Source organism: Prevotella veroralis, assembly GCF_018127765.1.
Lineage (GTDB): Bacteria > Bacteroidota > Bacteroidia > Bacteroidales > Bacteroidaceae > Prevotella > Prevotella veroralis.
Genome location: NZ_CP072330.1, coordinates 1,232,470 through 1,245,454 on the forward strand (window position 1 = coordinate 1,232,470; position 12,985 = coordinate 1,245,454).

12 protein-coding genes and 1 pseudogene are annotated in these 12,985 nt (G+C 40.7%); 6 read left to right on the forward strand and 7 right to left on the reverse strand.

What is annotated here, in order from left to right:
* Positions 1–35: 35 nt before the first annotated feature.
* The 4 genes and pseudogenes from J5A55_RS05165 to J5A55_RS05180 all read right to left on the reverse strand — a co-directional run bounded on the left by J5A55_RS05165 (position 36) and on the right by J5A55_RS05180 (position 3,401).
* A complete protein-coding gene (locus tag J5A55_RS05165) occupies positions 36–1,238 on the reverse strand; it encodes a porin family protein (RefSeq protein ID WP_004381950.1) in 1,203 nt (400 codons plus the stop codon).
* A gap of 17 nt (positions 1,239–1,255) precedes the next feature.
* Positions 1,256–1,978, reverse strand: a complete 723-nt coding sequence (locus tag J5A55_RS05170) for an outer membrane beta-barrel protein (protein WP_082239084.1) — start codon at positions 1,976–1,978, stop codon at positions 1,256–1,258.
* 283 nt (positions 1,979–2,261) lie between these two features.
* Positions 2,262–3,161: pseudogene (locus tag J5A55_RS05175) on the reverse strand (hypothetical protein); the annotation flags it as partial.
* 33 nt (positions 3,162–3,194) lie between these two features.
* A complete protein-coding gene (locus J5A55_RS05180) occupies positions 3,195–3,401 on the reverse strand; it encodes a hypothetical protein (protein ID WP_039851575.1) in 207 nt (68 codons plus the stop codon).
* Between the two features lie 614 nt (positions 3,402–4,015).
* Between J5A55_RS05180 and J5A55_RS05185 the strand changes: the two genes are divergently transcribed.
* From J5A55_RS05185 to J5A55_RS05210, 6 genes are all read left to right on the forward strand, one after another.
* Positions 4,016–4,939, forward strand: coding sequence for a DUF4468 domain-containing protein (locus J5A55_RS05185; protein ID WP_004384481.1), 924 nt, complete (start codon positions 4,016–4,018; stop codon positions 4,937–4,939).
* 56 nt (positions 4,940–4,995) lie between these two features.
* The gene (locus J5A55_RS05190; RefSeq protein ID WP_004384480.1) at positions 4,996–5,226 is read left to right on the forward strand and encodes a hypothetical protein; all 231 of its coding nucleotides are present in this window, start codon (positions 4,996–4,998) and stop codon (positions 5,224–5,226) included.
* Complete coding sequence (locus J5A55_RS05195) at positions 5,226–7,622, forward strand: putative porin (protein WP_004384479.1); 2,397 nt, start codon at positions 5,226–5,228, stop codon at positions 7,620–7,622. The genes J5A55_RS05190 and J5A55_RS05195 overlap by 1 nt, the downstream gene beginning before the upstream one ends.
* A gap of 36 nt (positions 7,623–7,658) precedes the next feature.
* On the forward strand, positions 7,659–8,600 hold the full coding sequence (gene menA / locus J5A55_RS05200; RefSeq protein WP_004384478.1) for a 1,4-dihydroxy-2-naphthoate octaprenyltransferase: 942 nt from the start codon (positions 7,659–7,661) through the stop codon (positions 8,598–8,600).
* A gap of 75 nt (positions 8,601–8,675) precedes the next feature.
* The gene (locus J5A55_RS05205; RefSeq protein ID WP_004384477.1) at positions 8,676–9,311 is read left to right on the forward strand and encodes an HD domain-containing protein; all 636 of its coding nucleotides are present in this window, start codon (positions 8,676–8,678) and stop codon (positions 9,309–9,311) included.
* A 23-nt stretch (positions 9,312–9,334) separates the two neighbouring features.
* Positions 9,335–9,802, forward strand: a complete 468-nt coding sequence (locus J5A55_RS05210; protein WP_004384476.1) for a nucleoside deaminase — start codon at positions 9,335–9,337, stop codon at positions 9,800–9,802.
* Between the two features lie 686 nt (positions 9,803–10,488).
* Here J5A55_RS05210 and udk read toward each other — a convergent pair.
* From udk to J5A55_RS05225, 3 genes are all read right to left on the reverse strand, one after another.
* Positions 10,489–11,115 (reverse strand): uridine kinase, encoded by a 627-nt coding sequence (gene udk, locus J5A55_RS05215; RefSeq protein WP_039851573.1) that lies wholly within the window; start codon positions 11,113–11,115, stop codon positions 10,489–10,491.
* A 37-nt stretch (positions 11,116–11,152) separates the two neighbouring features.
* On the reverse strand, positions 11,153–11,740 hold the full coding sequence (locus J5A55_RS05220) for a uracil-DNA glycosylase family protein (protein WP_004384473.1): 588 nt from the start codon (positions 11,738–11,740) through the stop codon (positions 11,153–11,155).
* Between the two features lie 76 nt (positions 11,741–11,816).
* A complete protein-coding gene (locus tag J5A55_RS05225) occupies positions 11,817–12,860 on the reverse strand; it encodes an endonuclease/exonuclease/phosphatase family protein (protein WP_039851554.1) in 1,044 nt (347 codons plus the stop codon).
* Positions 12,861–12,985 lie beyond the last annotated feature (125 nt).

The window sequence follows — 12,985 nt, forward strand, 5'->3', positions numbered from 1 at the left end:
ACAGAGACTGTTTTAATAGGATTGCAGGATGCTGTTTATTTGGCTTTTCCGAGAGGAAGACTGTACCCGATGGTAAGGCTGACGGTCTGCAGATTGTTCGTACGTTCCTGATACCCGTAGTCATTGGCGCAGGTGCGGAGCATGTCATTGAATCCGAAACCGTATTCCAGTCCTGCCTCCAGACCGTTCTTTGCATCAACATAGCCGATCTTTATGGCAGGAACGAACGCCACCCGTGCCTTGACGGATTCCCTCAGGTGGTCCTGCGTACGTTCAGCCTGCTGCCGGTACACCTCTCCAATGTGGTCATTGGTGAAGTCGATGTTACGGCTGCCGAACGGAATGGCGGCACTGATGCCGGCCCCCATATAGAACTTTGGGAAAGCATAGAAACGAAGCAAGATTTGTGGAGTAATGAAATTATAATGAAATCGTGTAGCCTCGGTTACTTTATCCGGTATCTTGCGCTCCGTCAGCTTGCTGAGAATACGGGTGTAATCAATGCCAAGCTCAGCACCTAACCTGCGATATTGCCATGTTCCAAAGACACCAATACGAGGACTGATGCCACCACGTTCACTCATAGTGAAAGTAGGACGTATATCATAGTTCTCAATAATACTGCTTAATCCTGTAATGCTAGAACAACCTACTCCTGCTCTGAGTCCTATCCGAAAAAGATGATGGTGAGGAAAAGAATAAGTTATCAAAGATGGTGTATCTTTCGGAATTTCCTCTACTATGGTGGGCTGGTTATTCATAGAGTTGTCAAGAACATGTTCACCTGTTTTCTGATTAGTAGGTTCATTGTCTGGTTCTTTCGTCTCGTGTTTTATACTGGCTGTTTTATCGTTTAAAGATGAAACGTCAGTTGATAATGATGGAGAAAGGATTGGCTGCTCTGACGAAAAATGTTTGCCATTAGCGGTTTTCCTTGTCATGCTTGATTTTTTAATTCTCCTTGTATTGATACTTGTAACGTTTCGGGACACATTCCCCAGCTTATTATATACACAATCTGAACGTCCCGAATCCTTCTGCACTTTTGTCTTGTCTAAAGAAGAAGAGACATGCGGTGTAGTAGATTGTGATGGTGCCTTGTCTGCTTTCTTTTGTTCTATACGCTGCTCAGCCTCTGGCTCGTCATTAACACAGCGTTCTATACCCAAAAGAGCAGCTATGCCAAGAAAGATTCCTGCCAGAATATAACGTTTTTTTCTGTTGCTCTTGTCCTTCATAGATAAACTCATAAGGGTTAAAGTTTAAAAAGATAGCTGATACTAAGCTCTATGTTCTGTCCATGGGTTGAGTGTTCTGCCCAGTTATAGTCATTATGCTCTGTCTTGATAGTAGAGTTTAAACCATAAAAATAACGTAGGTCCACAGCCCAATGATGGTCTATTTCATATCCGAAGCCACCTCCAACAGCAATGTCTGGCTGTCCTGTCAGCTTCTCTTTCATCAGACGTTCCGTCTCAGCGACAGTGGCAAAATGATAGTTTGCAAACTTACTTTCTTCTTGATTACTCTCGTAAGATATGTCCTTACCATTAAGATTAGCTCCCGCACGTCCACCAATAGAGATATTGAAGCCTTTGCGCCAAGGATAAATCTTCAACAGAGCAGATACACCAATGTAATTATAACGAGGTGTTACCTTATAGTTTAACTCCTTATTATCATTATAGACAAGCTGTGATGCCTTCTGCCAATAGCTAAATCCACCTTCAACACCTATGATGGAACCATCAACATGATACTGAGCAAATACACCAACTGTTGGAGTAAACTGCCACTTGTCTTTGAAACTGTAATTGGAATAATAGTCTTCTGGAACAAGAATCTTATCCAGACCAGTAGTGACAGACATGCCACAACCTAAACGGACACCTAACCGGATAGGTGAAACCTGCGCTGACAAGTTTCCCCCAGAAAGGAATAATACTGAAAATATTGCTGCTTTCAAGACTGTCTTCATCATACTCATACACTGTGGTTATATATTGTTAAGATGGGGCAAAAATACAAAAAAAGAAAGAAAACAAATCCGAAAATGCACAGATTTAACACTTCCTGTGGTAAAATAATACCGAGGATATTGTAATATTCAGTTTTTATCTTAACTTTGCAATGGGATTAAGTGTTCTTTGAAGTAATGCAGAATAAAGAATGGAAAAGAAACTCGCTCGTTTCCAAGTCGTAACCCATTTATCCTTTATACTTTCTTATTCTATTGATTATCTGAAAGATACAAATATCTTGAATCTTTTGGAAGCATAAGCTGTGGCAGGAAGCGTCTTCGTGATAGTACCCTCTACGTTCGTTGCTACGTCTTTTACCCAGTAACGTACTTTTAAGATATGAGTTCCAGGCTTAATTACCATATAAGCGCCGTTAGTACTTACGCTGGCTGAACTGTTGCTTAGTGGGAAGCCGTTAGGATTAGTACGACTGCCGCTTGTGGTCAAGACGATTTGTTTGCTGCCTGTACCTGCTGAAGCGTCCAAAGCACCTGTAGTTGTATTGATGCTATATGTTTCGGTTATATCGTTATCAGAGGTTACCTCCACCTTAGTTAAATAACAGTTTTGCAGAATTGTATTACTTGTATAAGGCTGGAAGACAAGGTAAGCTGGCTGATGCTCTAACTGAAAGCTAAAGATGCTACCGCCTACTGCTCCTGTTGCCGTAGCAGTACCGTAGTCGCCTGCAGTGCCGAAATGCTCGGTGTTGTCTGGGGCTGTCTGCGTTTGGTTAGCAGAAATGGTTACTTGGCTACCGTTACTGTTCTTACCCAAGTAATAAACCTTATAGCTTGCACTTGCACCAAACTTACCAGGAACTCTATAACGGAAGGAAGTAACCTTACTTGTTGGCGCATTACTACTCTTCTGCAACACACCGTCGTCATCCTTTACGTAGATATAGTCGTCTTTCTCCCAAAAGAAGTCGCTACTGTTGTAATCCAGTGATGTGCGAGTCTTTGCCTCGTCACCTGCCACGAAAGTGGTTAGGTTCTTGTCGTTATCCTCATTTGGGTTGGTTGGGTTCTGTGCTACATCCTCGTTAGCGCAGGATGCAAAAGTCAAGGCTATGCCGAATACGAGTGCCAAGGACTTTAGTTGTGATGCGAATGAATGTTGTTTCATTGTTTTCTTCATCTTTTCTTTGTTCTCTTTGTTAATAACTCTCTGTTAATCTTCCCATGAAGATGTGCTTTCATCTTCTAAGTCTTCATCATTCCATAAACCTGCAGATTTGGCAGCAGCTGGACCAGTAGCATGGTTTGCCTTTCTGTGCTGACTGGGGAAAGACGTATCCATCAAATAAGTGGCTTCGTTGACTTGAATTATCATGCACGCTGGTGCAGAATAACTCTTCTTTACTTGCTTTTTTCTCATTACTTCATTGATTAAAATAGTTGTTATTTCGTTCTTATTTTGCTCTAAATCGAGTTCAAAAAAGGGCATAAAAAAGCGAACAAAGGAAACACTTGGAAGTCCTTTGTTTACAGGGGTTACGGCACGCTTCGCGCGCGTATGCGAGAAGAAAAAATGTGTTAGTAGACGCTAGGTGCGAATGTGTGTGTTAGCAAATTATTTGGATTGACCAAAGATAAAGTGCAAAAAGATGCAAAGAATTCGATAATTCTTTGCAGTACTTCGTTCACTTGACATGTCATTGCTAATTGTTTCACGGCGGCAAAGGTAAGAAGAATAAATTAACTAACCAAATAAATTAAGAAAAAAGAAGCCTCAACACTCGACCCAACCAGCCTCACCCCCAACCCCTCTCCGAATGGAGAGGGGAGTAGAAAGTACTGTTTGCTGGGGAGGATGGAAGGGAATTACGCCTTATATTATATAGGAAACGTAATTGCAGCATAGGGAACTTATATGAAAGAACGATTATAGCATGAGGAAAGAAAACGTTAAAAGTATTTATAAACATCCCTTATATAAGTATAATTCCTTATCTTTGCTTATCATTTTGACACTTGATAAAGTTTAGAAATATGAAGAAGACTCTAATATTCTTATTCATGTGCCTTCCTTTGATGGCTATGGCACAAACAACTCTTACGCCAGAGCAGCAATTGGAACAGGCACAACGCCAATTAGAAGAAGCGAAAGCAGCTTTAGAAAAGGCGAAACAAAATGCGGCTAAAGCAAAGTCTGAAGCAGCAGAGAAGGCTAAAAAAGACGCTGAAGCTATACAACGAAAGATTGCTGAGACAAAAGCAGAAACCGAACGAGTAGCACGAGAGGCTGCGAAGATAAGGGAAGAAGCGAATAAGGATAGTAATAAGAAAGAAGGCACAACCACTGATTCCACACCAAAGAAAGAGGGTAATTCTAATGCTTGGGTTGTACCTACTACTCCTGATAAAGCAGCAGTAAAGGCAAATAATAAAGTTGTAGACAGTAAGAACACAAATGATATTTATCTTCAACCAGGCATTGTACCTGAAGTAAATGGACAAGTTATATGGACAGAAGATGTTAATGTTCCTGGTGCGACAGCAACTGAATTATATGATAAGGCATACGCTTACCTAACCAAACTCACAGAAGGAAGCAACCAATTAGAAGGTAGTAAGGTAGCATTGGTGAATAAGAATGAGCACAGTATCATCGCAACAATACGAGAGAAGCTCATTTTTTCTTCTACATTTCTATCCCTCGACTATACACAATGTAACTATGTGCTACAAGCAACATGTAAGGATGGATTGGCTACATTAAGTATGAGTAGAATCACATATAGTTATGATGTTCAGGGAAATGTAACCAATTATACAGCGGAGAAGTGGATTACTGACCACTATTCAATGAATAAGAAACAGACGCGTCTCCTTCCTGTATCTGGTAAGTTCCGCAAAGCTACTATCGACCGTAAAGATAGTATTTTCCAAGGATTCCGTGAAGCCCTACAATAAAAGGAGAACAGCACGGCTATTCCTCTTTTAATTAATAACAAGCAAATAACCAACAAATGGAAATACAAAATAGTACAGCACGAAGACCCGACCATCGCTTACACAGGCAAGAACCCAAAGACCGCTTCTTACCGATTCGCCAGAAACTAAACATTATCTTTATGCTTGGTGCAATCGTGGGTGTAGCAGTTTACTTCTTAAGCGAATCAACCACAACAGGTATTATCATTATCCTTGCTGCGATGGTCTTTAAGATTATCGAATGCATACTTCGTTTTATCCGTTAATGAGAAGATACATATTATTGATTGTTCTTTCCATTGCTTCAACAATCGTTGCAATGGCACAGAACAATGACTACCGCCCCATAGATGATGGCACATTTGCTGCAGATGGATACCGAAAAGACCGCAATTTGGGTCGTTCCGATTCTATCCAAAGTCAGCATAAGGAGATTCCACGTGGCATGAAGGTATGGACAATAGATGAACGTTTCGGTGATCGCAAACCTGCTATCCCTGATACCTTATCTTATATGTTCATGAACAGAGGACTAAGTACAGGACTTCGAGGCGAATACAATACACTAGGGAACCTCGGTTCTCCACGGCAGAACAGAATCTTTATTGATAGAAAACTACCTTCGGAATTCTTCTTTGTAGATCCGTATGATATGTTCATCGTGCAACCAGGGGACTTTCAATTTACCTCTACCCTCTCCCCGATTACTATTCTTTCCTATAATACCGCTGGTAATAGGACCAACGGAGAAGATCGTTTTAAGGCACTCTTTGCTGTTAATGCTGGCAAAGAATGGGGTTTCGGATTCAAGTTTGATTACCTCTATGGTCGTGGATATTATAGCAATCAAAGTACGTCCCACTTCAATTATTCGATGTGGGGAAGCTATTTAGGCGAACGTTATCAAGCTCATCTACTCCTTTCTCTCAATCATCAAAAGGTAACAGAGAATGGTGGTATCACAAATGATGCCTATATCACTCACCCAGAGTCTTTCAATGATTCATACAATGAGGATGAAATTCCTACAGTCTTAAAACAAAACTGGAATAGAAATGATAACCAACATATCTTCTTCAACCATCGCTATAGTCTGGGATTCTTCCGCAAGATACCAATGACCGAGGAAGAGATTAAGGCAAAGAAGTTTGCCCTCAAATCACAACAAGCTCAAGCAGAGGCAAAAGCGAAGGAAAAGGCGCGCCGAATAGCAAAAGCAAATGGTGATACCTTTGATGAGGAAGCATACGACAAGGAACATCGTTCCTCTGGACGCCCTGATAATGCCGTCATTGCGGGTGATGTTGCGCAGGTTAATCATAAAGCTGATAGTCTTAAAATGGGAAATCGTGAGGTGGTAAACCTAGAAGATTCCGCCCAGATGGCAAGATTGAATAAGGCTGATAAGGCAGCAAAAGACTCTATTTCTCAATGGATGAAGGAAGAATATGTCCCAGTGACGAGTTTTATTCATACAGCTAGATTCGATAATTATCGACGCATCTATCAGGCTTACGATACCCCAACAGATTACTATGCACAGAATTACTTTAGCTATGGAACAACTGCAAATGATTCTATTTACGACCGAACAAAGCATTGGTCCTTTAAGAATACATTTGCGGTAGCATTGCTCGAAGGATTCAATAAATGGGCAAAGGCAGGATTGAAAGCTTTTGTATCTTATGAGTTAAGACATTATGAATTACCTGCAATTACAGCAGCTACTCCTCCTGCCACGGCTTTCATCAATGGTTCACAGAAATGGAATCAACATGACATTTCTGTAGGAGGGCAACTCCTCAAGGCGCAAGGAAAGACACTCCATTACGACATCAGTGCGGAGGCATGGCTGGTAGGAACTCGTGCCGGACAGTTCCATCTTGACGGTCACGCAGACGTTGGATTCCCCTTATTCGGCGATACGATACAATTAGCGGCTACGGCCTTCTTGCATCGTTCGGCTCCTTCTTTCTATATGGAGCAGTTCTATGGCAAGCATTATTGGTGGAATAACAACCTTGATCAACAGATTCATTCACGCATATTAGGCGAATTGTCACTACAACGGACACGCACAAAGGTACGTGTTGGCTATGATGTTTTAAAAAACTACACCTACTTCGGACTTCAGAATGATCGTGTAAGAAGTGGTGACAACTATCTCGTACAACACAACAATGTGAATGTTAGACAAGCAAGTAGTCCTATTAGTTTGCTTACCTTACAACTGCAACAGGACTTTCAACTAGGCATACTCAACTGGCAGAATGTACTGACATTGCAAAAGTCAAGTAAGGAAGACATTTTACCAGTACCTACTTTCAATGCTTATAGTAATCTGTTCATCCGATTCAAGATTGCACATGTGCTAAAATGTGACTTGGGTGTTGATATGCGCTACTTCACAAGTTATTATGCTCCAGAATATATCCCGGGAATGGGCACATTCGGAATACAGGAAACGGCTGCAAGTAAGACTAAGATTGGTAATTATCCACTCTTAGATGCTTATGCTAACTTCCAATTACAACACACACGTTTCTACATAATGTTCACGCATCTCAATGAGGGAAGTGGTGGAAATTATCTTTTCACACCGCATTATCCATTGAATCCACGTATTCTAAAATTCGGTATTAGTTGGAACTTCTTTAACTAAACAAGCCTCATCGGGACTTTACCATCATTATAATAAATGATTTCAGAACGTGACAATATAAAAACTAATAGTCTATCTGCATGGATTCTTGCAGCTCGTCCAAAGACATTGACGGGTGCTATTGTCCCTGTAATGATAGGAACAGCATGGGCTTGGAAGATTGGTGGAGCTGAAAACTTCCGTTTCCTCCCCGCCCTACTCTGTTTCCTTTTTGCCTTTTTAATGCAGATTGACTCTAATTTTATCAATGATTATTTCGATTGCGTAAAGGGAAGTGACGACAAAGAGACGCGTCTTGGTCCTAAACGTGCCTGTACGGAAGGATGGATCACACTGTCAGCTATGCACAAAGGATTGGTCGTTACCTCTCTGCTCGCTAGTCTCGTTGGGCTTCCTCTCGTATTTTATGGCGGATGGCAAATGGTACTTGTTGGTGCAGCCTGCGTACTTTTCGCCTTCTTATACACCACCTTTTTTTCCTATTTAGGCTTGGGTGATGTACTTGTGTTGGTATTTTTCGGTATCATTCCAGTCACCTTTACCACTTACGTTATCCTTCCTTCCACGTTACAAGGCGTTTATCCTGAGGTAATTATGACAAGCATTGCTTGCGGATTGGTTATTGATACGCTCCTAATCGTCAATAACTATCGGGATAGAGACAACGACAAGAAGAGCGGAAAGATGACTCTAATTGTGAGAATCGGAGCAAAGAAAGCAGAAAAACTCTATAACTTTTTAGGTTTACTCGCTATCATTTTCACCATACAAGGACGCATCAGCCCCGATAACAATGGGTGGAAAGCCTACGTAATCCCACTGATTATCTATATTCCTTATATCTTCTTGCATACCAAAACACAGCGGTATATGGTGCAAATCAAGCAAGGGCGGGAACTAAATAAGGTGCTGGCTCTCACGGCTCGGAATATCCTAATCTATGGAATACTAACCACAATCGTGGTGCTTATTTCATAATATTGCATCAGCCCCATTAGCCGTTCTCCCTCAATCTCACCCCATTTCTTCATATTTTAAATACAAACAATTCCCATGCAACAGCCCAATCTCGAAATAATGACATTTATCGAACAGCAGATTCTACCCCGTTATAATGCGTTTGGAAGGAGTCATGGACTCGGACATGTGCAGCGAGTTATCAAAAACTCATTAGCATTAGCCACCGCAACAGGCGCCGATGTCAACATGGTGTATGTCATTGCTGCCTATCACGACCTAGGAATGGAGGGACCTCGGGCTATCCATCACATCACAAGCGGCAAGATTCTTATGGCAGATGGAAGGCTCAAAAAGTGGTTTTCACCCGAGCAATTAAAGATAATGAAGGAGGCTGTTGAGGATCATCGTGCCAGTTGTTCACGCACGCCAAGGAGCATTTACGGGAAAATTGTGGCTGAAGCCGACCGCGATCTTGAGCCAGAAATCGTATTCTCACGTGCCATTCTCTACGGAATTGAGAATTATCCTGAGAAGAATGAGGAACAAATGTGGGAACGATTCCGCAATCACATGAAGGAAAAGTATAGTCGGACGGGCTATCTCAAACTATGGATTCCAGTTTCACCGAATGCGAAAAACCTCGAAATAATACGTAAGACGATTGAAAACGAAACCATGTTACGCGATGTTTTCAATCGACTTTATCCACGAATATTAGCAAAAGATTAAATAACAATAAGCTAAATCAAACAATGACGAAAGAAGAATTAATGCGGAAGGCTATAGAGCTTTCCATCGAAAGTGTGCGCAATGGCGGTGGTCCCTTCGGTGCTATCATCGCACGTAAAGGTGAGATTATTGCAGAAGGAAGCAACGGTGTCACGATTTATAACGATCCAACGGCACATGCTGAAGTAACAGCTATCCGAAAAGCATGCGAGAAATTGGGCACTTTCGACCTCACAGGGTGCGAGATTTACACCTCCTGCGAGCCATGTCCTATGTGCCTCGGCGCAATTTATTGGGCACATTTGGATAAGATCTACTATGCAAATGACCGAAAAGATGCTGCCGATATAGGTTTTGATGACGATTTTATCTATCAAGAGATAGAAGTAAAACCACAATATCGCAAGAAGCCTTCAGAGATTTTGATGCGTGAGGAAGGGCTCGAGGCATTCCGAATTTGGAATAAAAAGACAGATAAAATTGAATATTAAAATCTTGTTTCTAAGATTCCGATAGGTCTGTTTCTTCAAAAAGAAATAGCCAGAAAAGAGGAAAAGGAGGTTATGACAGACTGTTCATAACCTCCTTATTATTAGAATATACTTTACAAACGAAATTTTCAATCTAGCGTTTTAAATCGAAGAAATATCCCTTAAAATAGAAACGTATATACGTTTTTGGTAAAACGTACCTCCGTTTTTGGTGAAACGTACCTCCGTTTTTGGTGAAACGTACCTCTGTTTTTAGTGAAATGTACCTCCGTTTTTAGTGAAATGTACCTCCGTTTTTAGTGAAATGTACCTCCGTTTTTAGTGAAATGTACCTCCGTTTTTATGAAAATGTAGGTACATTTTGCTAAAAAAGTATAATACTTATGAGTAAATAGTAGGATTGATTTCTATAAAATACTGATTCTCAACGCCTTACATAAACTTACGAAAAAGCTCTCATAATTCGCGTATTTGAGTACAACTCTTATACTCGTCGAAAATAATGCAATTACAAGCTCGGAATTAGCAATATTCTATTACAAATTAAAGAAGCTAACAATCTCCCTTAATGTAGGGACAGACGCCCTTGTCTGTCCGCACAAATAAAACTCTCTACACCTCTTTAATTCATCTGATAAGGCTACAAAAATAAAAAGATGTGCCTTCCGAAGCACATCTTTATCAATTTATTTCTTTGGCATCAACCCTTCAATATACCTGCAAAGGATGTTGATTCCCTTCACATTCTCACCACCTTGCGGAATAATCAGATTAGCGTAACGCTTTGTTGGCTCAATAAATTGCTCGTGCATAGGCTTCAAAACCTCCAAATAACGCTCAACAACCATGGAAACAGTACGCCCACGATCAATTGTATCACGCTGAATATTACGGATAAGACGCTCATCAGAATCACAATCTACAAATATCTTTAGGTCCATCATATCCCTCAATCGCTTATTGCTCAATGCCATAATTCCCTCAACAATAATGACTGGTTTGGGCTCTACGTGGATAGTTTCGGGCAAACGATTGCTGAGAATGTAGCTATAAGTGGGTTGTTCGACCGCTTTTCCTTCACGCAAATCGTTCACTTGCTTTATCAGTAACTTCCAATCGAAGGCATCAGGATGGTCAAAATTGATAGCTTTTCGCTCCTCATCGGTAAGTCCCGTCGTGTCATTATAATAGGAATCCAATGGAACAACTGCCACGTAATGAGGAGGAAGACTCTCAACAATTTTCTTCACTACGGTGGTTTTTCCAGAACCTGTACCGCCAGCAATGCCAATGATTGTAATCTTATCTTTCATCTTATTTGATTTTATTTCCTTTTTTATTATCGGACTATCATTCATTGAATAATCCTATGTCCTTCAACATCTGTACATAATATTCAGATTTCTTCTCGACTTTCATCGGATAGGCGCGACTACTACTGGGTTCGCGATAGAGTTTGAGGGTTCGCCCTTCGAATGAAAACTCCTTATAGTCGCCCATCTTCATCTTACGAGCATCTATTTGATAATGATCTGTAAATACCTTTGTAGCTAATTGTCCCGCTGCCAATACAGCTTTACACTCTGGTAAAACACGAAGCATACCATCAAGGTCGGCTGGCTCTACGATCTCCAAATCCTTATCAGCCGCAGTTCCAGTTGTTCTTCGGATGCGTAATGCAGTATCGAAGATCGCAATTCCTTTCTCTTTCAGGAAGGCTTTCAGTAGTTCTAACTTATAAGTTTTGTTTTCCTCATCTACAAAATACTGCTTATCACCAAAGAATATATAACCAAATATGCGCCACATATCATTTGTGTAATTAGGATAATACCATTCCATACACCACCGCTTTGGGGCTGGTGGGAAAGTTCCTAACAATAATAACTTCGCATTACTCGGTAACCATGGCTCAAAAGGATGAGTTTCTATTTCCATTGTCTTATTATTATCAAATTAGACTAATTAGCCTTATTAGCCCTATTAGCCTAATTAGCCTAATAACCCTCTACAACTACTGCTGCTTAACAAAATAAGTTACTACTGGCAAGTGATCAGAATAACCATCCAACCAAACACCACCAGCCGTAGTACGCTTTGTATTTCCTTTATATTTACCCGTTTCCTGGAAGAGATAATCCCGACGGAAGATCTGATTCTTCCAGAACTTCAACTGAGAGAAATCCTTTTTACCATCCTTATTTAATAGATTAGGCGTCATAATAATCTGATCAAAGAGATTCCATTTACCTTGATATTGCAAGGTTCCTGTTCCCTCCTTTACTAAGAGATTGTACCATGGATTATACATATCATCAGCACCTACCTCATTAATTTCAGCTTTCGCAGATAGACACTCATGGATACTCTCATTCGTTGGATCATCATTCATATCACCCATTACTAATACTTTTACCTGTGGATCATTAAGAAGTAATGAATCTTTCAACGCTTTTACCTGTTTCGCACCTAACTCTCGATAATAAGAACTAGCTCTACGACTAGGAAGGTGACAAACGACAACCGTCAAATGTTCACCAGCTAAGGTTCCACTAACAGTAAGGAATCCACGGGTTGCACGTGTACTGTCCTGCGGAAGATCATAAACGTATGGAACTAACTTTGTATTGCGAATAGTAAAAAGATTAGGGTTGTAGATCAAAGCGCAATCAATGCCACGATGATCAGGACCTTCTATATGCACAAACTTATAACCACGAGCAGCCAAAGCTGGCTGGGCTACTAGATCACGCATGACATGATTATTCTCAACCTCGGCTAAACCAATCACCGCACAGCCAACATTCGGTAGAACATCCGTTCCCATCTCTGCCAATACTGTTGACATGTTATGCAACTTATGGCTATATTTCATCTCATTCCAATGATAACTACCATTCGGTGTGAAATCATAATCGTTCTTTCCCTCATCATGGGTGCAATCAAACAGATTCTCTTGATTATAAAAGCCAACGGCATAAACAGAAAACTTCTTCTGAGCAGAAGCTGATGTACCAACCAAAAGGGTACAAATAAGAGCGAATAGTAACTTTCTCATTCTCATTAAATGTTGTTGTTTATTATCAGTAGTGCATAATTCCATCTATGAACCAACTAATGGATGATGGAGTATTTACTTTTGCAAATGTCGCTAAATAATCCGACATTTAGGCATAATTGCCG